General features: G+C 70.9%; 20 protein-coding genes and 1 tRNA gene. 3 read left to right on the top strand and 18 right to left on the bottom strand.

Annotated elements, in window-relative coordinates:
- Window positions 1-135: 135 nt before the first annotated feature.
- The 7 genes from ACFYMM_RS24115 to pgsA form a co-directional block, all read right to left on the bottom strand.
- Entirely contained in the window at window positions 136-888 is a 753-nt protein-coding gene (locus ACFYMM_RS24115) for a YebC/PmpR family DNA-binding transcriptional regulator (RefSeq protein ID WP_365708550.1), read from the bottom strand.
- A gap of 48 nt (window positions 889-936) precedes the next feature.
- A complete protein-coding gene (gene pdxT, locus ACFYMM_RS24110; protein ID WP_388389839.1) occupies window positions 937-1,548 on the bottom strand; it encodes a pyridoxal 5'-phosphate synthase glutaminase subunit PdxT in 612 nt (203 codons plus the stop codon).
- Between the two features lie 7 nt (window positions 1,549-1,555).
- Window positions 1,556-2,470 carry a pyridoxal 5'-phosphate synthase lyase subunit PdxS gene (gene pdxS, locus ACFYMM_RS24105; RefSeq protein ID WP_388389837.1) on the bottom strand — a complete coding sequence of 305 codons (915 nt, stop codon included), beginning with the start codon at window positions 2,468-2,470 and terminating at the stop codon, window positions 1,556-1,558.
- Between the two features lie 130 nt (window positions 2,471-2,600).
- A complete protein-coding gene (locus tag ACFYMM_RS24100; RefSeq protein WP_388389836.1) occupies window positions 2,601-3,143 on the bottom strand; it encodes a hypothetical protein in 543 nt (180 codons plus the stop codon).
- 54 nt (window positions 3,144-3,197) lie between these two features.
- Window positions 3,198-4,361, bottom strand: a complete 1,164-nt coding sequence (locus ACFYMM_RS24095; protein WP_388389834.1) for a glycosyltransferase family 4 protein — start codon at window positions 4,359-4,361, stop codon at window positions 3,198-3,200.
- On the bottom strand, window positions 4,358-5,266 hold the full coding sequence (locus ACFYMM_RS24090; RefSeq protein ID WP_388389832.1) for a phosphatidylinositol mannoside acyltransferase: 909 nt from the start codon (window positions 5,264-5,266) through the stop codon (window positions 4,358-4,360). The genes ACFYMM_RS24095 and ACFYMM_RS24090 overlap by 4 nt, the downstream gene beginning before the upstream one ends.
- Entirely contained in the window at window positions 5,263-5,994 is a 732-nt protein-coding gene (gene pgsA / locus ACFYMM_RS24085; protein WP_388390079.1) for a phosphatidylinositol phosphate synthase, read from the bottom strand. Before pgsA ends, ACFYMM_RS24090 begins: the two co-directional genes overlap by 4 nt.
- 228 nt (window positions 5,995-6,222) lie before the next feature.
- Between pgsA and ACFYMM_RS24080 the strand changes: the two genes are divergently transcribed.
- Complete coding sequence (locus ACFYMM_RS24080; RefSeq protein WP_388389830.1) at window positions 6,223-8,424, top strand: elongation factor G-like protein EF-G2; 2,202 nt, start codon at window positions 6,223-6,225, stop codon at window positions 8,422-8,424.
- A 166-nt stretch (window positions 8,425-8,590) separates the two neighbouring features.
- Window positions 8,591-10,237 (top strand): hypothetical protein, encoded by a 1,647-nt coding sequence (locus ACFYMM_RS24075; RefSeq protein WP_388389828.1) that lies wholly within the window; start codon window positions 8,591-8,593, stop codon window positions 10,235-10,237.
- 36 nt (window positions 10,238-10,273) lie between these two features.
- On the opposite strand, the gene ACFYMM_RS24070 is transcribed toward ACFYMM_RS24075, so the two are convergent.
- From ACFYMM_RS24070 to ACFYMM_RS24055, 4 genes are all read right to left on the bottom strand, one after another.
- Window positions 10,274-10,831, bottom strand: coding sequence for an HIT family protein (locus tag ACFYMM_RS24070; RefSeq protein WP_388389826.1), 558 nt, complete (start codon window positions 10,829-10,831; stop codon window positions 10,274-10,276).
- A gap of 92 nt (window positions 10,832-10,923) precedes the next feature.
- Complete coding sequence (gene thrS / locus ACFYMM_RS24065; RefSeq protein WP_388389824.1) at window positions 10,924-12,900, bottom strand: threonine--tRNA ligase; 1,977 nt, start codon at window positions 12,898-12,900, stop codon at window positions 10,924-10,926.
- Window positions 12,901-12,992: 92 nt separating this feature from the next.
- Window positions 12,993-14,225, bottom strand: coding sequence for a hypothetical protein (locus tag ACFYMM_RS24060; RefSeq protein WP_388389822.1), 1,233 nt, complete (start codon window positions 14,223-14,225; stop codon window positions 12,993-12,995).
- A complete protein-coding gene (locus ACFYMM_RS24055) occupies window positions 14,222-14,788 on the bottom strand; it encodes a DUF4365 domain-containing protein (RefSeq protein ID WP_388389820.1) in 567 nt (188 codons plus the stop codon). Before ACFYMM_RS24055 ends, ACFYMM_RS24060 begins: the two co-directional genes overlap by 4 nt.
- 168 nt (window positions 14,789-14,956) lie before the next feature.
- On the opposite strand from ACFYMM_RS24055, the gene ACFYMM_RS24050 reads away from it, so the two are divergent.
- A complete protein-coding gene (locus ACFYMM_RS24050) occupies window positions 14,957-15,682 on the top strand; it encodes a 3'-5' exonuclease (protein WP_388389818.1) in 726 nt (241 codons plus the stop codon).
- Between the two features lie 55 nt (window positions 15,683-15,737).
- Here the strand turns inward: ACFYMM_RS24050 and ACFYMM_RS24045 are convergent.
- The 7 genes from ACFYMM_RS24045 to ACFYMM_RS24015 form a co-directional block, all read right to left on the bottom strand.
- Window positions 15,738-15,809, bottom strand: a tRNA-Val gene (locus ACFYMM_RS24045).
- A 39-nt stretch (window positions 15,810-15,848) separates the two neighbouring features.
- A complete protein-coding gene (locus tag ACFYMM_RS24040; RefSeq protein WP_388389816.1) occupies window positions 15,849-16,295 on the bottom strand; it encodes an SRPBCC family protein in 447 nt (148 codons plus the stop codon).
- A gap of 31 nt (window positions 16,296-16,326) precedes the next feature.
- The gene (locus ACFYMM_RS24035) at window positions 16,327-19,062 is read right to left on the bottom strand and encodes a Tat pathway signal sequence domain protein (protein WP_388389814.1); all 2,736 of its coding nucleotides are present in this window, start codon (window positions 19,060-19,062) and stop codon (window positions 16,327-16,329) included.
- A gap of 100 nt (window positions 19,063-19,162) precedes the next feature.
- A complete protein-coding gene (locus ACFYMM_RS24030) occupies window positions 19,163-19,753 on the bottom strand; it encodes a hypothetical protein (protein ID WP_388389812.1) in 591 nt (196 codons plus the stop codon).
- A 12-nt stretch (window positions 19,754-19,765) separates the two neighbouring features.
- Window positions 19,766-20,644, bottom strand: coding sequence for a carbohydrate ABC transporter permease (locus tag ACFYMM_RS24025; protein ID WP_388389809.1), 879 nt, complete (start codon window positions 20,642-20,644; stop codon window positions 19,766-19,768).
- Window positions 20,641-21,612 (bottom strand): carbohydrate ABC transporter permease, encoded by a 972-nt coding sequence (locus tag ACFYMM_RS24020; RefSeq protein ID WP_388389807.1) that lies wholly within the window; start codon window positions 21,610-21,612, stop codon window positions 20,641-20,643. Before ACFYMM_RS24020 ends, ACFYMM_RS24025 begins: the two co-directional genes overlap by 4 nt.
- Window positions 21,612-22,898 (bottom strand): ABC transporter substrate-binding protein, encoded by a 1,287-nt coding sequence (locus ACFYMM_RS24015; RefSeq protein ID WP_388389805.1) that lies wholly within the window; start codon window positions 22,896-22,898, stop codon window positions 21,612-21,614. The genes ACFYMM_RS24020 and ACFYMM_RS24015 overlap by 1 nt, the downstream gene beginning before the upstream one ends.
- Between the last annotated feature and the right edge of the window lie 779 nt (window positions 22,899-23,677).

The raw sequence follows: 23,677 nt of genomic DNA, 5'->3' as shown, positions 1-23,677 counted from the left end.
GCCCCCTCCCCGCGCCCCTTGCTCCGGGGACGGCGATCTTTGACTCCCGTCAGGCTATCCGGAGCCACTGACAACAGCGGCGGGCCGGTGGGACGTGTCCCCTCGGCCCGCCGAACCACTCAGCTCGCGGCAGCGCTACGCGTCGACCTTCTCCATGACCTCGTCGCTGACGTCGAAGTTCGCGAAGACGTTCTGCACGTCGTCGCTGTCCTCCAGCGCGTCGATCAGCTTGAAGATCTTCTTCGCGCCTTCCTCGTCCAGCTCGACCTGCATGGTCGGGACGAAGTTGGCCTCGGCGGAGTCGTAGTCGATCCCGGCGTCCTGGAGGGCGGTGCGGACCGCGACCAGGTCGGTGGCCTCGCTGAGCACCTCGAAGGACTCGCCGAGGTCGTTGACCTCCTCGGCGCCCGCGTCGAGGACCGCGCCGAGCACGTCGTCCTCGGTCAGCTCGCCCTTGGGGACGATCACGACGCCCTTGCGGTTGAAGAGGTAGGACACCGAGCCGGGGTCGGCCATCGAGCCGCCGTTGCGGGTCATCGCGACGCGGACGTCGGAGGCGGCGCGGTTGCGGTTGTCGGTGAGGCACTCGATGAGCACCGCGACGCCGTTCGGGCCGTAGCCCTCGTACATGATCGTCTCGTAGTCGGCGCCGCCGGCCTCGAGACCACCGCCCCGCTTGATGGCGGAGTCGATGTTCTTGTTCGGGACCGACTGCTTCTTCGCCTTCTGGACGGCGTCGTAGAGCGTCGGGTTTCCTTCGAGGTCCACGCCGCCCATGCGCGCCGCGACCTCGATGTTCTTGATCAGCTTCGCGAAGAGCTTGCCGCGCTTGGCATCGATCACGGCCTTCTTGTGCTTCGTCGTGGCCCATTTAGAGTGGCCGGACATCTGCCTGTCTCCTTCGCGTAACCCATCTCTGCAACGACGCCTGCGATCCTACAAGGACTCCGCTGTCCGGTTCGCGCGCACCAGGTCGACGAAGAGACCGTGCACCCGGTGGTCGCCGGTCAGTTCCGGGTGGAACGACGTGGCGAGCGCGTTGCCCTGGCGGACCGCGACGATGTGGCCGTCGTGCTCGGCGAGCACCTCGGTCTCGGCGCCGACGGACTCCACCCAGGGGGCGCGGATGAAGACGCCCTCCACCGGATCGCCCTCGACGCCCCGGACGTCGACCGCCGCCTCGAAGGACTCGTTCTGCCGCCCGAAGGCGTTGCGGCGGACGATCATGTCGATGCCGCCGATCGTCTCCTGGCCCGAGCGCGGGTCGAGGATCTTGTCGGCGAGCATGATCATGCCGGCGCAGGTGCCGTAGACCGGCATGCCGGCGCGCACGCGCGCGCGGAGCGGTTCCATCACGCCGAAGAGGACGGCCAGCTTGGAGATGGTGGTGGACTCGCCGCCGGGGATGACGAGGCCGTCCACCTCGGCGAGTTCCTCGGGGCGCCTGACCGGCCTGGCCACGGCGTCGGCCGCGGCCAGGGCGATGAGGTGCTCCCGTACGTCGCCCTGGAGGGCCAGGACGCCTATGACAGGTGTTTCGTCGGACATGAGGGGATTACCAGCCGCGGTTGGCGTAGCGCTCGGTCTCGGGGAGGGTGTCGCAGTTGATGCCGACCATGGCCTCGCCGAGGTTGCGGGACGCGTCCGCGATGATCTTCGGGTCGTCGTAGAAGGTGGTGGCCTTCACGATGGCGGCGGCGCGCTTGGCGGGGTCGCCGGACTTGAAGATGCCGGAGCCGACGAACACGCCCTCGGCGCCGAGCTGGCGCATCAGGGCGGCGTCGGCCGGGGTGGCCACGCCGCCGGCGGAGAAGAGGACCACCGGGAGCTTGCCCAGCTCGGCGACCTCCTTGACCAGCTCGTAGGGAGCGCGCAGCTCCTTGGCGGCGGCGTACAGCTCATTGTTGTCGTAGCCGCGCAGCCGGGCGATCTCGTTCTTGATCTGGCGCAGGTGGCGGACGGCCTCGACGACGTTGCCGGTGCCGGCCTCGCCCTTGGAGCGGATCATCGCGGCGCCCTCGGCGATGCGGCGCAGGGCCTCGCCGAGGTTGGTCGCGCCGCACACGAAGGGGGTGGTGAAGGCCCACTTGTCGGAGTGGTTGACCTCGTCGGCCGGGGTGAGGACCTCGGACTCGTCGATGTAGTCGACGCCGAGGGACTGCAGGACCTGGGCCTCGACGAAGTGGCCGATGCGGGACTTGGCCATGACCGGGATGGAGACGGCCTCGATGATGCCCTCGATCATGTCCGGGTCGGACATCCGGGCCACGCCGCCGTCCTTGCGGATGTCGGCGGGGACCCGCTCCAGGGCCATGACGGCGACGGCGCCCGCGTCCTCGGCGATCTTCGCCTGCTCCGGCGTGACGACGTCCATGATCACGCCGCCCTTGAGCTGCTCGGCCATGCCGCGCTTCACGCGCGCGGTGCCGGTCTCGGGGGTCTGGGCGGGGGTGGGGATCGTGGTGGACACGGGGTGACCTCACTGAAGGGAAAGAGGATTTGTCTTCAGCACCGAGGAAACGCGAGGGGACAAGGCCACAGCAAGGGCCAATGGGAAGCCGGTGGATCCTTTTCCCGCCGGGCCTGCCCGGGCGACCCATTCAGGAGACCCGTTCCACCAGGGCCGCGGGGGGTTCGTCGTCCATCTCGAAGGCCAGCGGGAAGGGGGCGTGGCCGGCCAGCCGGAACCACCGCACCTTGCGGTGCTCACGGAGCCTGCGGGCGGCCCCCACGGCGTCGTTGTGGAAGCGCCGGGCCATCGGCACCCGGCGTACCGCCTCGGCCAGCTCATGGGCCGCCGCGTCGCCTCCAGGGGCCTCTCTGACGGCCTCGACCTGCTGCGGTTCCCCGAACACCGCCCGCAGGGCCTGGCTCAGCTCGCTCTCCGCCACCTCACGCTGCTCCTCCTCGGCCTGCCGGGCCGCGTGCGCGGCCTCGTACAGCACGATCGAGGCGGCGGGGTCCAGGACGCCCGAGGTGGCCAGTTCCTGGGTGACGGACGCCCTGCGCAGCAGCTGCGCGTCGAGCGCGGCCCGCGCCGCGTCCATCCGGGAGTGCAGCCGGTCCAGCCGCCCGGCCGTCCAGCTCAGGTACAGCCCGATCGCCACCAGCGCGACGAGGATCCAGACGAGGGTTACGGTCACGGGCGGCAAGGTTACCGGGACGCTCCCCCACGCCCCGCTCCCCGGGCGGGGGAGCTACTGGTCCCGGGCCAGGCCGAGGCGGGCCCGCAGTCCCGAGCGTTCGTCCGCCGCCACCGCCGCCGCGCCCGCCGTCACCGTCTCGTACACCGACAGGATGTCCGCGCCCACCGTCGACCAGTCGAAACGGCGGACGTGGGCGCTGCCCCGCTCGCGCAGTTCGGCGCGCCGGGACGGGTCGCCCAGCAGGCGTACGGCGGACTCGGCGAGGGCGTCCGCGTCCTCGTTGGCGAAGACCTCGCCGGCCGCGCCCCGGTCCAGGACCTGGACGAAGGCGTCCAGGTCGGAGGCGAGGACGGGCGCGCCCGCCGACATCGCCTCGACCAGGATGATCCCGAAGCTCTCACCGCCGGTGTTGGGCGCCACGTACAGGTCGACGCTGCGCAGGAAGCGCGCCTTGTCCTCGTCGCTGATCATGCCGAGGAACTCCACCCGGGAGCGCAGCTCGGCGGGGAGGGTCTCCACCGCCTCCTCCTCGTCGCCCCGGCCGGCCACCAGCAGCCTGGTCCGCGGGCGGGCGGCGAGGATCCTGGGGAGGGCCTTCATCAGCACCGGCAGGCCCTTGCGCGGCTCGTCGATGCGCCCTATGAAGCCGATGGTGTCGCCCTGCCAGGCCGGGTTGGGCTCGGCCCGCGCGAAGAAGTCCACGTCGACGCCGTTCGGGATCACCACCGCGTCCCCGCCCAGATGCTCGACGAGCGTGCGCCGGGCGTACTCGCTCACGGCGATCCGCGCGCTGATCTTCTCCAGCGCCGCCTGGAGGATCGCGTACGCGGCGATCATCGCGCGGGAGCGCGGGTTGGAGGTGTGGAACGTGGCCACGATGGGCCCCTGCGCCGCCCAGCAGGTCAGCAGGCCCAGCGAGGGCGCGGTCGGCTCGTGGATGTGGACCACGTCGAACCCGCCGTCGTGCAGCCAGCGCCTGACCCGGGCGGCCGAGAGGAACCCGAAGTTCAGCCGGGCCACCGAGCCGTTGTACGGCACCGGGACGGCCCGCCCGGCCGAGACCACGTACGGCGGCAGCGGGGTGTCGTCGTCGGCGGGGGCGAGGACGGACACCTCGTGGCCCAGCCGGACGAAGTACTCGGCGAGATCGCGGATGTGGAACTGGACGCCGCCCGGCACGTCCCAGGAGTACGGGCAGACGATGCCGATCCTCACGACGGCGTCCTCGCGGGGTCGAGATCGGCGAGCCACAGCCGCTGCAGCATGTGCCAGTCCTCCGGATGGTCGGCGATCCCGGTGGCGAAGGCATCGGCCAGCGCCTGTGTCATGACGGACGTCTTCTCGGCCCGGCTACCTGTCCCGGGCACCTCGACCGGGGGATGCACACGGCCCCGCATCACGGGCGAGTCGTCGTACCAGAGGGTGACGGGCAGCAGGAGCGCCCCGGTCTGCTGGGCGAGGAGGGCGGGGCCGGCGGGCATCCGGGCGCGCTCGCCGAAGAACTCGACCTCCACGCCGGACGCGGACAGATCCCGGTCGGCGACCAGGCAGACCAGCCCGCCGTCGCGCAGCCGCCGGGCCAGGGTGCCGAAGGCCGAGCCGCCGCTGTGCGGCAGCACCTCCATGCCGAGGCCCTCGCGGTAGGCGACGAAGCGGTCGTACAGCGTCTCCGGCTTGAGCCGCTCCGCGACCGTCGTGAACGGCGTCTGCAGCTCGGTGGTGACCCAGGCACCGGCCAGGTCCCAGTTGGCCAGGTGGGGCAGGGCGAGGACGACGCCCCGGCCGGCGGCCAGGCCGTCGGTCAGGTGGTGGAGGTCCTTGGGGTCGAAGCCGTTCCTGACCCGGTCCGCGCTCCACGCGGGCAGCCGGAAGGACTCCATCCAGTAGCGCAGGTAGGAGCGCATGCCGGCGCGGGACAGCTCGGCCAGCCGCTCCGGGCCCGCGCCGGGCACCACGCGCGCGTAGTTGCTCTCCAGCCGCAGGACGCCCTTGCCGCGCTGCTTCCAGGCGAGGTCGGCGATGGTACGGCCGAGCCGGACCGCGGCCGGTTCGGGCAGCTTCTTGACGGTGCTCCAGCCGGCGCCGTACAGCGCGTCCGTGAGCCGGTCGGCGGTGTTCACTGCGCCGCCTCGCTCCCCTGGGACGCGTTCTCGTGCGCGGCCGCCGCCTCGGCCTCCGCGGACTCGCGGCGCACGGTCACCACCCGCTGGACCAGCGTCACCAGGCTGCCGACGGCGACGATCCACAGGGCGACGGGCAGCAGGTACTGGATGCCCGGGACGCCGAACGTGTGAAGGCCCGCCAGACCGGCCGCGACCAGCGAGATCACCAGTCGCTCGGCCCTCTCGACGAGCCCGTTGACGGCGACCGGCAGTCCGATCGACTCGCCGCGCGCCTTGGTGTACGACACCACCTGGCCGCTGGCCAGGCAGAAGATGGAGACCGCGCACAGGACGTTGTCGTTCCCGCCGCCCGCGTACCACAGGGCGAAGCCGCCGAAGATCGCGCCGTCGGCGACCCGGTCGAGGGTGGAGTCGAGGAAGGCGCCCCAGCGGCTGGAGCGGCCCAGCTGACGGGCCATGTTGCCGTCGACCAGGTCGGAGAAGACGAACAGCGTGATCACGACCGTGCCCCAGAAGAACTCGCCCATGGGGTAGAAGACCAGCGCGCCCGCGACCACCCCGGCGGTGCCGAGGAGCGTGACCGTGTCGGGGCTCACGCCCCGCCGGATGAGAAACGCGGCGAACGGTGTGAGGACACGCGTGAAGAATGCACGCGCGTACTTGTTCAGCATGGCCTTCCCGACGGTCGGTGTGGCCGCGGCCCTGGTGGCCGCCGGCTGGCCCATCGTAGCCACGCGCGCGCGTGTGCGACCGTCGGGCACCCGCACCCGGCGGCGGGATCCGGCCGACGGGGCGCCCCTCGGCCCGCGCCCGGGGCGAGCGGCGTCCGTCGTATGGACGCAGCGTGACGGGAGTGGAAAGCTCGAAGGACCGCGGGCGTCACCGGAGCCGCCAGCACGCGGTCCCGCGTGTCCGCGCCCACAGTGACCTCACCGTGCACGGGAGGCAAGGCCATGGGCGACAAGGTACAGACCCACCCCGGGGCCGCCGGCAGGGCTACGGCGGCCGACCACCCCGCGTCCGTACGGAATGTGGTGCTGGTCGGCCACTCCGGTTCGGGCAAGACGACTCTGGTGGAGGCCCTCGCGCTGACCGCGGGGGCGGTGAACCGGGCGGGCCGCGTGGAGGACGGCGGCACCGTCTCGGACTACGACGACATCGAACACCGCCAGCAACGCTCGGTCCAGCTGTCGCTGGTGCCCGTCGAATGGGACGGCATCAAGATCAATCTGCTCGACACCCCCGGATACGCCGACTTCGTCGGAGAGCTGAGGGCCGGTCTGCGCGCGGCGGACGCGGCCCTCTTCGTCGTCTCCGCCTCGGACGGGGTGGACGGCTCGACCCGCATGGTCTGGGAGGAGTGCGCGGCCGTCGGCATGCCGCGGGCCATCGTCGTCACCCACCTGGAAGCCGCCCGCGCCGACTTCGAGGAGATGACCCGGGTCTGCGCCGAGGCGTTCGGCGCCGACGACCCCGACGCCGTACTGCCCCTCTACCTGCCCCTGCACGGCGCGCCGGCCCCGGACGGGCACGCGCCCGTGACCGGGCTGACCGGGCTGCTGTCGCAGCGGCTGTTCGACTACTCCACCGGCGAGCGCAAGGAGTCCGAGCCGGGCGAGGAGCAGCTGCCGCGGATCGAGGAGGCCCGCAACCGGCTCATCGAGGGGATCATCTCCGAGAGCGAGGACGAGACCCTGATGGACCGCTACCTCGGCGGTGAGCCGGTCGACGTCAAGACCCTGATCCAGGACCTGGAGCGGGCCGTGGCCCGCGGCGCCTTCTTCCCCGTCCTGGCCGCCGCCCCCGCGGCCGAGGGCGGCAGGCAGGGCCTCGGCACCGTCGAGCTCCTGGAACTGATCACCGGCGGTTTCCCCACCCCGCTGGAGCGCCGGGCCCCGGAGGTGACGACGGTCGGGGGCGCCCCGCGCGAGCTGAAGACCTGCGATCCCGACGGCCCGCTGGCCGCCGAGGTCGTCAAGACGGCCTCGGACCCTTACGTCGGCCGGGTCTCCCTGGTGCGGATCTTCTCCGGCACGCTGCGCCCCGACCAGACGGTGCACGTCTCCGGGCACGGTCTGGCGGACCGCGGTCACGAGGACCACGACGTCGACGAGCGCATCGGGGCCCTGTCCACACCGTTCGGCAAACAGCAGCGTCCGGTGACGCACGCCGTCGCCGGCGATCTGGCCTGCGTGGCGAAACTCGGCCGCGCCGAGACCGGCGACACGCTCTCGGCCAAGGACGATCCGCTGCTGATGGAGCCGTGGGAGATGCCCGACCCGCTGCTGCCGCTCGCCATCCAGGCGCACAGCAAACAGGACGAGGACAAGCTCTCCCAGGGGCTGAGCCGCCTGGTCGCCGAGGACCCGACCATGCGCCTGGAACAGAACCAGGACACCCACCAGGTGGTGCTGTGGTGTCTCGGCGAGGCCCACGCGGACGTCGCCCTGGAACGGCTGCGCAGCCGCTACGGCGTCCAGGTCGACGTCGTACCGCACAAGGTCTCGCTGCGCGAGACGTTCGCGCACCGGGCCACCGGGCGCGGCCGGCACGTCAAACAGTCCGGCGGGCACGGCCAGTACGCCATCTGCGAGATCGAGGTGGAGCCGCTGCCGGGCGGCTCGGGCATCGAGTTCGTCGACAAGGTCGTCGGCGGCGCCGTGCCCAGGCAGTTCATCCCCTCCGTGGAGAAGGGCGTGAGGGCGCAGGCCGCCAAGGGAGTCGCGGCCGGGTACCCGCTCATCGACGTGCGGGTCACCCTGCTCGACGGCAAGGCGCACTCGGTCGACTCCTCCGACGCCGCCTTCCAGACGGCCGGCGCGCTCGCGCTGCGCGAGGCCGCCGCGGACAGCAGGATCCACCTGCTGGAACCGGTGGCCGAGGTGACCGTGCTGGTCGGCGACGACTACGTGGGCGCCGTGATGAGCGACCTGTCGGGCCGGCGCGGCCGGGTGATCGGCACCGAACAGGTGGGCTCCGGACGCACTCTCGTACGGGCCGAGGTGCCCGAGTTCGAGATCGGCCGGTACGCCGTCGATCTGCGCTCTCTCTCGCACGGCACCGCCCGATTCAACCGGGCCTACGCGCGGCACGAGCCGATGCCGCCGCAGATCGCCGAACGGATCCGCGCGCAGGCCGGGGAGGACCAGCAGTGAACGGGCCGCCGGTGTCCGGTGGTTCGTGCCCCTGAAGGGGTCGGCGGGCGGCTTCGGCCGTCCGCCGACGGATGTCGGTGGCTGCGGATACGCTGTTCAACAGGTGTGCGGAGCCTGGAAGTCGGGAAGGCCGCAGGAGCGACACCGGCGGCGATCGGGGGCGGGTATGTCGGTTGGAACCGAGTGGGACGGGCCACAGGTGCCCATCTCGGGCGACGGGAGTCAGGCGGCGACCTTCGCGCTGGCCTCGGCGGCCTATCGGGACAACGTGTTCGAGGACATCACGAAGGCCGACACCGAGTGGCACAAGTCCACCGTCAAGCCGGGCCGGATATCCCTCCTCAAGCCGAACCTCGGCGAGGCGTTCTCCCGCGCCGTCGTCGACCGCATGCTCGGTCCCGGCCGCAAGCCGCTCATCCAGTCCTTCGGCATGGACCCGCAGGTGGTGGTCGAGCACTGCCTGGCCGCCAACAACATCCGCCGCGAGCGCGACAACCGGCTGAGCATGGTCATGGTGCTGTGCGGCCTGCTGTTCCTGCCCGGACTCGTCGTCTGGCTGCTCGTCTTCCAGCTGCGCACCCTCGTCGTCCGACGGGACAGCCAGCGGGCCGGAGCCCTCGCCACCGCCCTGCTCGTCGGAGTCGGCGCCCTCGCCGTGATCTTCTTCCTGAAGATGCCGTTCTCCGGGTTCTGGGGGTGGTACGCGCGCGGGGCCGTCGTCGCCCCCGTCCTCGGCTGGTTCTGGGCCAGGCGGATCTGCGAGAACACCGCGAACGACCTGCGGGCCCGCTGGGACGGGCTGGCCGGTGGCAGCAGCGTCGGCGCCAAGGTCCCCGAGACCGTGCCGCGAAGTCCCGGCGAGACCGCCGCCGAGCAGCTGCGCCAGTCGCTCGCCAAGCTCAGCGCCGAACAGCAGTCCAACTCCGTCTTTTACGCCGGCCCCAAGGGCATACTCGGCATGGGCACCCGCTGGGGTGCCTGGCAGCTCGCCGAGGACCTGGTGCCCGCCGACCCCACCCGGGAGATCCACCCCTTCCGCAGCTGGGACGTCATCCGGTCCATCCACGACCAGCTGCGCATGCTCGAACGCGGCCCGCTGAACACCGGCGGCTTCACCAAGCCCTCGATACGGCACTGGATCGTCACGCCGATCGGGGAGAACGCCGCCGCTGTCGCCCGGCCGGAGGGCACCGACGTCGAGGCCTACCAGGTCAAGTCGCACGCGATACAGGACATCTGCAACAAGCAGCAGTTCGGCAGCGGCGACCGGCACTACCTGGGTGTGCAGTGGACGCTGTGGGACGGACAGCTGATCATCACGATGCTGATCACGGTCACCGTGCTGCACGAGACGCTGCGCATCGAGGTGACCGGCCACGCCCTGGGCCCGGTGGACTCCCTGTTCACCTCGAAGCCGGAGGCCCCCACCAAGGAGGTCGCCAAGTCCTTCAAGCCCTGGGAGACCCGCACGGTCAAGCTGCCGCTGGTCACCACCGACGAGGTGGTACGGCTCGCCGCACGGGCCCCGCTGACCTGGTATCCGCCGGCCCTGAACTGGCTCGGTGGCTCACTCGCCCTGCCCGAGCCGTTCGGTCTGCGGCACGTCTGGGCCGACAAGCCCTGGCGCCACCGCTTCATGGCCGACGACGCCCTGCGCGCGGCCACCCCGGTGCTGCGGGTGGTGCACTCGGCCGCGATCCGGGTCCTGGCCGACAACGGCGTGGACACGGAGAAGTTCGGCACCCGGTCCGCGTTCCTCAGCACCGCCGTGCAGGACCCGACCCCGCGCAAGGCCGACCTCTACGACGCGTGAGGGGTGCCCCTTCCACGGGGCACCCGGCGTCCGCGGTCAGGCGGGCCACGCCTCCGCCAGCATCTTCCGGGTGTCCGCGAGCAGCTGCGGCAGCACCCTGGTGTGGCCGACCACCGGCATGAAGTTGGTGTCGCCGCCCCAGCGCGGCACGACGTGCTGGTGCAGATGAGCGGCGATGCCGGCGCCGGCGACCGCGCCCTGGTTCATGCCGATGTTGAAGCCGTGCGCGCCGGAGGCCGTACGCAGAGCGGTCATCGCCTGCTTGGTCAGCTCGGCCAGCTCGGCCGTCTCCGGACCGGTCAGCTCGGTGTAGTCGGCCACGTGCCGGAAGGGCACCGTCATCAGGTGGCCGCCGTTGTACGGGTAGAGGTTGAGCACCGCGTACACGTGCTCGCCGCGCCGGACGATCAGGCCGTCCTCGTCGGACTTCGCCGGCAGGGAGCAGAACGGGCAGCCGTCGTCGGCCCCGGGACCGCTCGGCTTGTTCTCGCCCTGGATGTACGCCATCCGGTGGGGCGTCCACAGGCGCTGGAACGCGTCCTGCGTCCCCACTCCGATCTGCTGCTCCGGCTCACTCGTCATGCAAAGCAGCATATGGCTTCGCCCGTTCGCGGCGTGTCGCCGGGGCGGGCGGGAGCCGGTCACCGGCCGGGGCCGGCCGGTGACCGTTTCGCGTGCGCGCCGGATCAGACCTGCGCGCGCTCCTCGACCACCTTCACGATCTTGGCGATGGCCTCGTCGAGCGGGATGCCGTTCTCCTGCGAGCCGTCGCGGTAGCGGAAGGACACCGAACCGTTCGACATGTCCTCGTCGCCCGCGATGACCATGAAGGGCACCTTCTGCTTCTGGGCGTTGCGGATCTTCTTCTGCATACGGTCCGAGGAGGAGTCCACCTCGACCCGCAGGCCCTTCTTCCTGGCCGCCGCGGCGAACTTCTCCAGGTACTCGACGTGCCCGTCACCGATCGGGATACCGACCGCCTGGACCGGGGCGAGCCAGGCCGGGAACGCGCCCGCGTAGTGCTCGAGGAGCACCGCGAAGAACCGCTCGATGGAACCGAACAGCGCGCGGTGGATCATGACCGGGCGCTGCTTGGAGCCGTCGGCGGAGGTGTACTCCAGGTCGAAGCGCTCCGGCAGGTTAAAGTCGAGCTGGATCGTCGACATCTGCCAGGTACGGCCGATGGCGTCCTTGGTCTGGACGGAGATCTTCGGGCCGTAGAAGGCGGCACCGCCCGGATCGGGGACCAGGGGCAGGCCCTGCTTCTCGGCGACCTGGCGCAGCGTCTCGGTCGCCTCCTCCCAGGCCTCGTCCGAGCCGACGAACTTCTCCGGGTCCTTGGTGGACAGCTCCAGGTAGAAGTCGGTCAGGCCGTAGTCGCGCAGCAGCCCGAGGACGAAGGTGAGCGTCTTGTCCAGTTCCTCGGACATCTGCTCACGCGTGCAGTAGATGTGCGCGTCGTCCTGGGTGAAGCCCCGCGCGCGGGTCAGGCCGTGCACCACGCCCGACTTCTCGTACCGGTACACCGTGCCGAACTCGAAGAGCCGCAGCGGCAGTTCGCGGTACGAACGCCCCCGGGCGTCGAAGATCAGGTTGTGCATGGGGCAGTTCATGGGCTTGAGGTAGTAGTCCACGCCCTCGTCGAGCTGCATGGGCGGGTACATGCCGTCGGCGTACCAGTCCAGGTGCCCGGAGGTCTCGAAGAGCTTCCCCTTCGTGGCGTGCGGGGTGTAGACGAACTCGTAGCCCTCTTCCTCGTGCCTGCGGCGCGAGTAGTCCTCCATCACCCGGCGGATGATGCCGCCCTTGGGGTGGAAGACGGCGAGGCCGGAGCCGATCTGCTCCGGGATGGAGAACAGGTCCAGCTCGCTGCCGAGCTTGCGGTGGTCGCGCTTCTCGGCCTCGGCGAGGAAGTCCAGGTACGCCTTCAGCTCGTCCTTGGACGGCCAGGCGGTCCCGTAGATGCGCTGCAGCATCGGGTTCTTCTCGCTGCCCCGCCAGTAGGCGGCCGCGTTGCGCATCAGCTTGAACGCCGGGATCAGCCGGGTGGAGGGCAGGTGGGGACCGCGGCACAGGTCCTTCCAGCACAGCTCGCCGGTCCTGGCGTCCAGGTTGTCGTAGATGGTCAGCTCGCCCGCGCCGACCTCTACGTCCGCGCCGTCGTCGCTGGAGGCGGAGCCCTTGAGGCCGATCAGCTCCAGCTTGTACGGCTCGGCGGCCAGCTCCTCGCGAGCCGCCTCGTCGGTGACCACCCGGCGGGCGAACCTCTGGCCCCGCTTCTGGATCTCCTGCATCTTCTTCTCGATGGCCTTGAGATCCTCGGGCGTGAACGGCTTCTCCACGTCGAAGTCGTAGTAGAAGCCGTCCTTGACCGGCGGGCCGATGCCCAGCTTGGCCTCGGGGAACAGCTCCTGCACGGCCTGCGCCATGACGTGCGCGGTGGAGTGGCGCAGGATGTTCAGGCCGTCCTCGGAGGTGATCTCGACGCCCTCGACGGTCTCGCCGTCCGCGACCCGGTGGGTGAGGTCCCGCAGCTCGCCGGCGACTCGCGCGGCGATGATCGAGCGCTCGCCGGCGAAGAGGTCGGCGGCCGTAGTGCCCGTCGTCACCACGCGTTCTTCCCGCTCGGAATCGCGTTGGATGATCACACGGACGTCTGACACCGGTCTCTCCTGACTGAAGGTGGGTGCGGCGCCATACCAGGAGCGCGCGCACCTCGGATCGTACCGACCCGACCCCGTCGACCGCGAAACGGTTAGTCGAGGTCCTCCTGGAGCGACTTCAGCAGCCGGTCCCGCTCGGCGTCGTCCACCTGCACGGGTACCACGTTCGAGGCGCCGGTGAGCCTGCGGAAGCCGCCCCGGCTCTCCAGCCGCCCGTGCACGCACACCGGCAGTCCCACGAGGTGGGCGTGGCCTGCGACGCCGTAGTCCGCCTCGTCGAGGGTGACGCGCACATGCGGCACGTCGGCGCCCGTGAGCACCCGCAGCCGTACGGCGCCGGGGCCGCGCGGGCCCGAGCGGCGCATCCGGACCACGACGCCGGTGATCCGCACCGGCAGCGGCGGCTCCTCGCGCAGATAGCGGGCCCCGGCCTGGCGCAGGACCGGCAGGTCGCCCGGTGAGAACTCGACGGGCTCGGCCCAGGCGGCGCAGTCCTCGGGGATGCCGGCGGCGGGTGCCCACTCGACGGCGATCCGGGCGCCCTCGGTGCCGCGCACGAGGGTGATCAGCGCCTCGGCCAGCTCACGGCTGACGCCCGCCTCGACGGCGCCGTCGAAGGCGTCCATGCCGCCGGTGGCGCGCTGGTAGTCGATGGCCTCGCGGGCGGCGTAGAGGGCCTGGTGGAGGCGGACGGCCAGGGGGCGGGCGGTGGCCACGGGCACGAAGGCGGTCAGCCGGCGGCCACCGGCCGCCGGGCCGACGAGGACGTGTTCCAGCAGCGCGGTGGCCGGGCGCCGGTGCCGGGCGCCGTGGTAGCCGGCCCGCGCGCGGGTGGCGAGCGCCCCGGCGAGGAGCAGCTGGCGGGCGGCCGTGCGCAGTTGTTCCCCGACCGTCCAGGCGGCCGTGTCTCCGGGACCGGCGGGGGCGTCGCGCCACCAGCGGATCTCGTCGCTGGGGACGGCCAGGCAGACCAGGATCTCGTGGGCGGAGGGGGTCCGGCTGCGGGAGAGGGCGAGGAGCGCCTCGCCGAGCAGGTCGTCGCTGTCGGGGAAGGCCCGGCTCTCGGGCACCAGCAGGCTGGTGGCGGCGCCGGGTCCGGGCGGCGTCCAGCGGCCGTAGCGCCCGGCCGCTCCCCCGCGCCGTTGCCAGCCGTGCCGGTGCAGCAGGGCGCTGAGCACGGCCGGGTCGACGTCGGCGGGGTTCACGGCGGCGGGGTTCATGTCGGCGGGGTCCGCCTCGGCGGGTCCGGGAGGCCGGTTCGCCCGGGTGCCGGCGGGGTGTGGCCCGGCTTCCCGCAGGGGTTCGCCGTACGGCGGGTGCCTCATGGTCTGCCTCCCGTTCCCACCCGGGTCATGATCTCGCAGAGCGCCCGGTCGTCGAAGATGCGCGAGGTCGGTATCCGCACGGTGGTCCGGTGCCGGCCGGTGACGGGGTGGCCGGCGAGGTCGACCCAGTAGCAGCAGTGCCTGAGGTCGAGCCGGTCGTGGCTGGCGCGCAGCCAGTCGTCCTGGGATCTGGGCACCAGCATGACGACGAGGATCTTGTGCACCGAGACGGGTGTGCGGGCGAGTTTGCGCAGGTGGTCGTTGTCGAGCGTGAAGGAGAAGAAGCGGCCCGGGGGGTTGGGCGCGATCTGGTAGGTGCACTTGAGCTGCACCTTGATGGTGACCTCGTCGTCGACGGTGTGGCCGGGCGCGCTGTGGCTGACGTGCCAGTCGATGCCGTTGTCCGGGAACGGCTGGGACAGCGAGCAGCCGGCCGCCGCCGCGACCGCGTGGAGATAGCCGACCTGCAGTGTCTCCATGCAGGCGGTGGTGGCGAGAGTGCCGCGCTGAGGGCCGATGCGTTCGGGCAGCAGCCCGCCCCGCTCGGGCTGGGCTATCGCCATGACCAACAGCCTTCCAAGCCAAGAGTTTCCCCGCTGCGGGCCGCTGAACTGCAAAGACCCGTACTCCTGTTGTGTCCTTCCGGCGTACGGCGCAAACGGCCCGGGTATCACCAAACGGGCAGAAGACGGAACGTCAGCTGCCGTGGGTGAACGAGGAGTTGTGGTCGCATGACGTGCTGGTACGAGGGGCCGTTGGCCGCCTTCGACACGGAGACGACGGGCGTGGACGTCGAGACCGACCGGATCGTGTCGGCCGCCGTCGTGGTCCAGGATGCCCCGGGCAGCCGGCCCCGGGTGACTCGCTGGCTGGTGAATCCGGGGGTGCCGGTGCCGGAGGGGGCGACGGCGGTGCACGGGCTGACCGAGGAGCATCTGCAGCTCCACGGTCGGTGGCCGGCGCCGGTGATGTACGAGATAGCCGAGGAGCTGACGGAGCAGGCGGCGATGTCCCGGCCGCTGGTGGTGATGAACGCGCCGTTCGATCTGACGCTGCTGGACCGCGAGTTGCGCCGGCACCGCGCCTCCTCGCTGGACAGGTGGTTCGAGTCGTCGCCGCTGCGGGTGCTGGACCCCCGGGTCCTGGACAAGCATCTGGACCGGTACCGCAAGGGCCGTCGCACGCTGACCGACCTGTGCGCGCACTACGGTGTGGCGCTGGACGGCGCGCACGACGCGGGGGCGGACGCGCTGGCCGCGCTGGAGGTCGTACGGGCGCTCGGGCGGCGTTTCGCGACCCGGCTGGAGCGGCTGACGCCGAGCGAGCTGCACGCGCTCCAGGTGGGCTGGCACGCGGCGCAGGCGCGCGGTCTGCAGGCCTGGTTCGCGCGCAGCGGCTCGGAGGAGACGGTGGACCAGGCGTGGCCGCTGCGGCCGGAGCTGCCCGCCGCCGCGTGACGGAAGCCGCGGCATGACAAAGGCCGGTCCGCTGCTGCGGACCGGCCTTTCCCGGTGGGCGATACTGGGTTCGAACCAGTGACCTCTTCGGTGTGAACGAAGCGCTCTCCCACTGAGCTAATCGCCCGGGAACGCACTGAACCATACAGGCCTTGGCGGCTTTCCTTCAAACCGCTTCCAGGTACGCGGCCAGGCCGCGGCGTCCGGCCCGCATCATCAGCCGGTGGTTGGCGCGGAAGACGGGCCGTCCCGGCACGGCCAGCCGCCTCAGCAGCGGCTTGCGGACATCGACGACCTGCTCGTAGCGGGCCAGTGCCCCCGGCCCCCGGGCGGCGACCGTCCAGCGGGCCCAGCCGTCGATGTCACCGGTCATGGCGACCTCCAGGACCCCGGCGGCCGGGTCGCGGCGCGTCTCGCGTGCGGTGAGGGTCATGTCGTACGGGAGGAGCGAGCGGAAGGTGAACACGCCGGTGGTGTCGTCGAGCCGGGTGACCGCGCGCACCTGGGGCCACCAGCGGGGGTAGTCCTCGGCCCGCTCCAGGGCGGTGTACACGGCGGCGGGCGGTGCGGGCAGGGGCCAGAGACTGAGGAAGCGGTAGTGGTTCCAGTCCATGACCCGAGTCTGCCCGCACGGCCGTCGGCGGTTACGGCATCCTGTCGCCGAGCAGGGACAGGTTCTCGATGGCGGCGAGGCCGTAGAGCGCGGTGTCGTTGCTGGACACCCAGCTCGCCTCGCTGCCCGCGACCAGGGTGGCCGGGCCGCTCAGCGGTTCGGTCTTCCACGGCGAGGACTCGGTGTAGCCGTCGGAGCCGTAGAACTTGGTCCAGGCGCGTTGGGCGAGCGTCGCGTCGCCGGTCTGTACGGCGGCGTAGGCGTCCAGGCGCGAGTGGCCCTGGAAGAGCAGCAGGGTGCCGAAGTCGGAGCCGTAGCGGGCCTTCTGCTCGGCCTTGGTGGCGTTGAAGTAGCGGCAGTAGTCGAGGTAGGCCTCCTTGAATTTCGGCAGGTCGACCAGGTGGATGAGTTCGGCGCACAGCTCGTTGAGACCGAAGACGGCCGAGAGGTGGGAGACGGAGACCACCGGTGTGTCGGCCACGGCGAACCTGCCGGTGGCGAGGTCGTACAGGCCGCTGCCCTGGACGAAGCCGTTGGGCTGGGCGGCGATGGTCTCCATGGTGGACAGGACCCGGGCCCTGGCCTTCTCCCACTTGGGGCCCTTGCGTTCCCACTCGGTCAGCCAGGCGGACACCAGGCCGCTCCAGTCGGTGCCGAAGCCGATGGAGAGGGCGTGCGGGTCCGGGGTGTAGGGACCGGTGCGCACCTTGCGCTGGGGGTCGAGGACGAGGAACGTCTCGTCGGAGTCGACGTTGGCGTGCATGAGGTCGCCGACGCGTTCGTCGGCGGTGAGGAAGTAGTAGAAGCGGCGGTAGGTGGTGTTGGCGATGCGCTGCTGTTTGGCGCTGTCGCCGAAGTGCTGGACTCCGTGCCGGGTGCCGAGTCCCGCCCACTGGCCGATGTGGTAGACGTCGACCTCGCCGGTGTGCCTGGTCAGCGCCTCCGCGAAGCGGAAGATGTCGGCGCGGCCGGAGCGGAGGTAGGCGAACCAGAGCCAGATGTCCGGGGACAGCTCGGAGTTGTCCCAGGCGTAGCCGCCGACGTCGTAGCGCCACTGGTGCCGCACGGTGTCGTAGGTGTGCATGAAGTCGCCGTAGTCCCAGTAGCCGTACCAACGGCGCATCTCCACCTGGTCCTTGTAGTAGGTGAAGAGGAAGTCGAGGTGGTCCTCGATCTTCGCCTTGGCGGCCGTGGAGCGGTCGGGCCGGGAGTAGAGGCCGGGGCCGAAGACCTTGGCCTTGATGAGCTGTCCGGGCGGGGCGGCGAGCTGCGGCAGGACGCGTACGGCGGCGACCTGTTCGGCGAGGGTCTCGGGGCTGGGCGTGGCGTCGTTGGCCCAGAACAGGAGTTCTGAGGTACGGGCGATGCCGTAGGGGGTGCCGAACTTGGGCTCGTAGTCCTCGTAGGTGATGTTGAGGCCTTCGAGCTGTTCGGCGTAGGTGTCCTGGCCCATGCCGTCGTGGTAGAAGCGCAGGTCCATGGGCTGGGCCTCGGGCGACCAGAGCCAGAGGGTGACGGTGGCCTCGTCGGTGTCCGCGCCGCGGATGTCGAGCTGGGCGGGGAACTTCTCCCAGAAGTCGCGCAGACCGAAGGAGAGACCGCCGCTGACGCCGCCGACGTATCCGAAGCCGGAGGCCCGCCTGCCGCCGCCGGCGGCGATCCAGCCGTGGCCCTTCTTGGTGCGCTTGCGCAGGGTGAAGCCGTCGGCGGAGAGCTGGGAGAGGGTGTAGTCGCCCCAGTGCGGGATGTACTGGAGGCGGCTGGTGACGCGCTGGTCCCAGGTGGAGGGATCGGGCAGCTTCTGGCCCGCGTACTGGGCCTCCTGCACGGCCGCGCCCGGGTCGCGGCGCAGGCCGGTGATGCCCTGGACGGCCTCGCGCAGCAGGCCGGTGCCCTCGCCGCCGATGCGGACGTGCCGGTCGTAGGCGGCGTCCCGCAGGGGCACGGAGAAGCGGACGCCGAGGCCGCGGATGAAGTCGCCGGCGGCCTTGCCCGGCTCCTGGGTGCCGTCGTAGGTGATGGTGTGCACCATGCGGAAGGAGTCGGCGCCCGCGTAGAAGTAGAGGCGGAGGGAGAACGGCAGCCAGCCGCGGTCGCCCTTGCGGTGCTTGCCGTCGACGCGGACGACGGCGCGGACCGGGCCGTCCTGTTCGACGGTGACCGAGTCGATCGCGCCGTCGAAGCGCTCGGTCCTGACCGTGCCCTGGTCCTCGTCCTCGATCTCGGGCTGGCGGACGAGGACCAGCCGCCCGTTCCTGGCGATCTCGGTCGAGCCCCGGGTGACGGACTTGACGATCGTGGAGCCGTTCTTGCCGATCCGCACGGTGATGACGCCGGTGGAGACGTCGATGGTGCCGCCGCTGCGGTCGACGGTGACCTTCTTGTCGGGGGCCGCGGGCGTGCCCGCCGTGAGGGTGAGCTTGCCGGAGCCCGAACCGACGGCGTGCGCCGTCCACTTGAGGGAGCCGTCGGGCCAGTAGGCGAGCGGCCAGGTCTGCACGGGTACGGCCTTGCCGTCGGCGTCCGTCAGCGCGAAGGCCTGGTCCTCCTGGTAGGTGCCCATCGGCCAGGGCACGCCGACCGTGGAGCCCGGCGCGGCGCCGAGCCCGCCGTCCTCCAGCCAGTCCAGGGTCACCGGGTCCGCGTCGGCGGTGCCGGCTCTGGGGGCGGCCTGCGCGTTCCGGCTGCCCAGTGCCCAGCTGAACTGGGCGGCGGCTCCGGCGGCCGCGGCTGCCTTGAGGAGGGACCTGCGGGGAATGGGGGACATGGCCTGTCCTTTCGTACGGAATGTACGTATGGGATGGTCAGGGGCATGACAGAGCGAGGTACGGCGCCGGTGCGCCGCCCCGGGTGGGGGCCGCCGCTGGTCAGCGGCGGCGGTGGCGCTCCTCCACGGCGACCGCCGCCGCCGCGACGGCCCCGAGGACCGGGACCGCGAGCGGCGCGATGAGCAGGGCGGAACAGCCGACGAGAACCGCTCCGCCGACGAGCAGGAAGGATCCGGCGGGGTCGAGGACCGTACGGCGGCCGGCCTCGGCGAGCAGGGCGCGCCAGCTGTCGCCCGGCGTCCAGACGGCCGCCGCGCGCATCCCGGCGACGGCGGCGCCGATCAGCGCGAACAGTCCGGCGGCACCGACCAGCGGACCGCCCGGCAGACCGGCCCGCACGGCCTGGACGTCCGTCCAGGCCAGGCCGGCCGCGACCCATCCGAGCAGCCCGGCGATCCAGCCGCCGCGCAGGGCGGCCCGGAAGTCGGCCGCGAACTCCCGCCGTCCGCCGCCCTCATGGGCGATGCGGCGCCGCAGGTGCCGGGCGCCGGCGGCGAAGGCGGCGAGGTGGGTGACCACGCCGAGCGAGGCCACCGCGATCCACACGCCGGTCAGCAGGCACTCGGCGAAGAGGCCGAACCGCTCGGCGAACACGGACTCCTTGCGCGCCTTGACACGTGCTTCGGCCATGGGAGATCCGCCTCAGCCCTTCAGTCCGGAGGTCGCCATGCCGTCGATGAGATACCGCTGGAAGGCGAGGAAGAACAGCAGCACGGGCAGCAGCGCGACCAGCGACATGGCGATCATCCCGCCGTAGTTGGCGGCCACGCCGTCGGAGTCGCGGAACATCATCAGGCCCAGGGAGACGGTGTACTTGCCGGGCTCGTTGAGGTAGATCAGCGGGCCCATGAAGTCGTTCCAGGCGTTGATGAAGGTGAAGATGGCGCTGGTGATGAGCGCGGGCCGGCACAGCGGCAGCACGATGGACCAGTAGATCCGCAGATGCCCGCAGCCGTCGATGCGCGCCGCCTCGTCCAGCTCCCGGGGCAGGTTGCGCATGAACTGCACCATGAGGAAGACGAAGAACGCCTCGGTGGCGAGGTACTTGCCGATCAGCAGCGGGGTGTAGGTGTTGATCCAGTGCAGCTTCTGGAACATCACGTACTGCGGGATGAGCAGCACGTGGTACGGCAGCAGGAGCGTGCCGATCATGAGACTGAACAGCAGGTTCCGGCCGGCGAACCTGATCCGGGCGAACGCGTACGCGGTCAGGGAGCAGGAGATGAGGATGCCGACGACGGACCCGAGGGCGTAGAAGAGGGAGTTCTCGAAGAAGGTCCAGATCGAGATGTCGGCGATGCCGTCGGCGAGGCCCTTGAAGTTGGACAGGATCGGGTGGGAGGGGAACAGTTGGAGGCTGTTGATGATGTCCTTGCTGGGCTTGAACGAGGCCCCGATGACCCAGACGACCGGGTAGAGGATCACCGCGAGGATCAGCAGCGCGCCGATGTGCCAGACGAGCGAGCCGGTGCGCCCGCGTCCCGCGCCCGCGCTCAGGGGCTTGCTGGTGGTCACGCTCATCGGGCGTCCTCCGGGTAGTGCACCCACTTCTTCTGGGACCAGAACAGGACGGCCGTCACCAGGGCCACCGCGAGCAGCAGCATCCAGGCCATCGCCGCGGCGAAGCCCATCTGGGAGTTCTTGAAGCCCTGCTGGTAGAGGTAACAGGTGTAGACGAGGGTGGCGTCGGCGGGACCGCAGTAGGTGTTGGAGACGACGTACGCCGAACCGAAGATCTGGAAGGAGTGGATGGTCTCCAGCAGCACGTTGAAGAAGAGCACCGGGGAGATCATCGGCAGGGTGATGTTCCAGAACCTCCGGAACGGTCCGGCGCCGTCCATCTCGGCGGCCTCGTACAGCTCCCGGGGCACCTGCTTGAGCCCGGCCAGGAAGATGACCATGGGCGCGCCGAACTGCCACGCGGTGAGCGCGACCAGGCTGTACAGCACCCAGTCGGCGTTGCCGACCCAGCCGCCGACGTGGAAGCCGAGGAAGGTCTGGGTACGGTCGACGATGGCGCCGTCGGAGAAGAGCGACCGCCACACGAACCCGACCGAGACGCTCGCGCCGATCAGCGAGGGGGCGTAGAAAGCGGCCCGGTAGAAGGCCTGTCCGCGGCGGCTCTGGGCGAGCAGCAGGGCGACGCCGAGGGCGAGCAGGAGCTTGATCGGGGTGCCGATGACGACGTACTTGGCGGTCACCTCGACCGACTTCTGCCACCGGGGGTCGTGGAACATCTTGGTGAAGTTGTCGAACCCGACCCACTTCGGGGTGTTGAAGAGGTTGTAGTCGGTGAACGCGAAGTACAGCGAGGCCACCATCGGGCCCGCGGTCAGCAGCAGGAATCCCGCGATCCACGGGGACATGAAGAGGTAGCCGGCGAGGTTCTCCCGGCGGCGCCCCCGCCGCCGGTCGGCGGCGGGGGCGGCGGAGCGGGTCTTGCGGGTGGCGGGCACGGAGTCCTTGACGAGCGTCACGGCAGATCCCATCAGGCCTGGAAGGCGGCCTCTGCCTCGGTGAAGAACTGCTTCACCGAGGCGGTGACCGAGGTCTTGCCCTGTCCGAGGTCGCCGCCGATGCGCAGGAAGGCGGCCTCGATGGTGTCGGCACCGGAGGGGTGCGGGGTGATCGTGCCGAGGACGCCGGCCTTGGCGGTGTCGTCCTCGTACTGGGCGATCTCCTTGTTCACCGGGTCCGTCGGCTTGAACGCCCGGTACTGCTCGGTGCTGGCCAGGATGCCCCGGTCGTAGCCCATGATCGTGCCGACCTGGGGGTCGTGGACCATGAAGTCGATGAACTGGGCGACTTCCTTGGGGTGCGAGGTGTGGGCCGAGGCGCTCAGCATCAGGGAGGCGAGGTACTGGCCGGTGTGCTTGCCGTCCGTGGTGGGGATCGGGGCGAGGCCGTAGGTGCTGTCTCCCTCCGCCGAGTAGCGGACGGTGAAGTTGTCCCAGGTGAACTCCGCGGCGCCGTGACCGGCCGAGAGGGAGGACTTGGGCTGGTCCTGCTGGACGACCTTCGGGTCGGTGACGATGCCGGCCTTGACGCGGTTGTAGCCGTCCTGCCACCACTCCGTCAGATCGGCCTGGTCGAAGCCGAGGCCGTCCTTGGTGAAGAATGCCTTTCCGTTCTGCCGGAGGTAGAGGTCGTAGAGGTACATGATGGTGAAGTAGCCGGTGTCCCCGGGGACCTTCGTCTTGTCATGGATGGTCTTCAGGGCCTTGAAGTACTCGTCCCAGGTCCAGCCCGGCCGCGGTTCGACGCCCGCCTTCTGGAAGACCTTCTTGTCGACGACCAGCGCCATGGTGTTGGAACCGACGGGAACACCGAGCTGTTTGCCGTCGACCTCCCCGACCTTGGTGACCCCCGCCCGGAAGTGATCGAGGCTCAGATTGCCCGCCTGCACCTGGGACTTGAGATCGAGCAGAATCCCCCTCTTGTCGTACTTCCGAAGAAAGCCGACGGCATTCTGGAACACGTCCGGCGGATTTCCGCCCGCGGCCTGCGTCTGGAACTTCTCCCAGAAGGACGCATACGTCTGGAAGTCGGTCTTGACCTTGATCTTCGGATACTTCTTCTCGAAGAGCCCGATGCTCTGGTTGATCTTCTTCGCCCGCTCCTCGGCGCCCCACCAGGAGTAACGGATCGTCACCGTACCGTCCCCGGAACCGCTGTCCCCGCCGCACCCCGTGGTCGCGGCCAGCCCCAGCGCGGCCGCCGACGCACCGGCCGCCTTCAGGATCGTACGCCTCTCAACATTCCTGCTGGTCCCCACAGTTGGGCCCTCCCCGGAGCGTAGTCGCCCTGCATGAATCGTTTCAAGTAAGCGCTTGCTGGCACAAGTTACGGAGGGGCCGGGGGTGCGTCAATGATTCGGACAGGATTTTCTTACGAACGGGCGGGAGCCTGCGGCGGACCGCGGACGGGCCGCCGACCGGCGGGGCGGGCGATACCCCAGGTGACGGGGCTGCGGCCGGTCGGTCGAACGTGAGGGGGCGGGCGTGGCGCACCCGGGGCCGGACCGAAATTGCCCCCGGGCCGGCCGGGCCCCCGCCCGCGAAGCGTCAGCGCCCCGCCTCTCCGGGCCGCCCCGCTCGATCGCCACCGGCTGTCGGCGGTGCCACCGATTGTCGGCGGCGCGCGTGGGTACCGGCGGCGCGCGTGAGTGACGGCGGCGCGCGTGAGTGACGGCGGCGCGCGTGAGTGACGGCGGCGCGCGTGAGTGACGGCGGCGCGCGTGAGTGACGGCGGCGCGCGTGGGCGGCTGCGGCGCGCGTGGGTGCCTGGGGTGCAGGTGGGCGCCTGGTGCGCGTCTCCGGCTCGGGGTGGGCCGACCAGGCGGGTTCCGGCGGAAGGGCCGACGGCCCGAACCGTGACGCGGCGCCGGAGTCGCCCCAGCACACCGCGCAGTACGGGGGGACACCCAGGACACCCTCCGCCGGTCCACCCGGAGCGAAGCAGTCGGTGAAATCTCGACGCCGCCCCTGCCGCCGGAAGTGGCCGCAGGCCGCCCCGTCAGGTGCCTGATCACCCGCCGCGTACACGCCGACGGCC

The sequence above is a fragment of the Streptomyces sp. NPDC006739 genome (assembly GCF_042869815.1).
GTDB lineage: Bacteria > Actinomycetota > Actinomycetes > Streptomycetales > Streptomycetaceae > Streptomyces.
Note: the sequence above shows the minus strand (reverse complement) of the source record. Positions and strands in the feature narration are given on the sequence as shown.

What these genes read in the sequence shown, in the direction of transcription:
- ACFYMM_RS24040 (WP_388389816.1), bottom strand. Translation starts at nt 16,295, where the DNA reads ATGGACTGGAACCACTACCGCTTCCTCAGTCTCTGGCCCCTGCCCGCA.
- pgsA (WP_388390079.1), bottom strand. Translation starts at nt 5,994, where the DNA reads ATGGGCCAGCCGGCGGCCACCAGGGCCGCGGCCACACCGACCGTCGGG.
- ACFYMM_RS24080 (WP_388389830.1), top strand. Translation starts at nt 6,223, where the DNA reads ATGGGCGACAAGGTACAGACCCACCCCGGGGCCGCCGGCAGGGCTACG.
- ACFYMM_RS24025 (WP_388389809.1), bottom strand. Translation starts at nt 20,644, where the DNA reads ATGAGCGTGACCACCAGCAAGCCCCTGAGCGCGGGCGCGGGACGCGGG.
- ACFYMM_RS24030 (WP_388389812.1), bottom strand. Translation starts at nt 19,753, where the DNA reads ATGGCCGAAGCACGTGTCAAGGCGCGCAAGGAGTCCGTGTTCGCCGAG.
- ACFYMM_RS24055 (WP_388389820.1), bottom strand. Translation starts at nt 14,788, where the DNA reads ATGGCGATAGCCCAGCCCGAGCGGGGCGGGCTGCTGCCCGAACGCATC.
- ACFYMM_RS24075 (WP_388389828.1), top strand. Translation starts at nt 8,591, where the DNA reads ATGTCGGTTGGAACCGAGTGGGACGGGCCACAGGTGCCCATCTCGGGC.
- ACFYMM_RS24115 (WP_365708550.1), bottom strand. Translation starts at nt 888, where the DNA reads ATGTCCGGCCACTCTAAATGGGCCACGACGAAGCACAAGAAGGCCGTG.
- ACFYMM_RS24050 (WP_388389818.1), top strand. Translation starts at nt 14,957, where the DNA reads ATGACGTGCTGGTACGAGGGGCCGTTGGCCGCCTTCGACACGGAGACG.
- ACFYMM_RS24070 (WP_388389826.1), bottom strand. Translation starts at nt 10,831, where the DNA reads ATGCTGCTTTGCATGACGAGTGAGCCGGAGCAGCAGATCGGAGTGGGG.
- pdxT (WP_388389839.1), bottom strand. Translation starts at nt 1,548, where the DNA reads ATGTCCGACGAAACACCTGTCATAGGCGTCCTGGCCCTCCAGGGCGAC.
- ACFYMM_RS24035 (WP_388389814.1), bottom strand. Translation starts at nt 19,062, where the DNA reads ATGTCCCCCATTCCCCGCAGGTCCCTCCTCAAGGCAGCCGCGGCCGCC.
- ACFYMM_RS24060 (WP_388389822.1), bottom strand. Translation starts at nt 14,225, where the DNA reads ATGAGGCACCCGCCGTACGGCGAACCCCTGCGGGAAGCCGGGCCACAC.
- ACFYMM_RS24020 (WP_388389807.1), bottom strand. Translation starts at nt 21,612, where the DNA reads ATGGGATCTGCCGTGACGCTCGTCAAGGACTCCGTGCCCGCCACCCGC.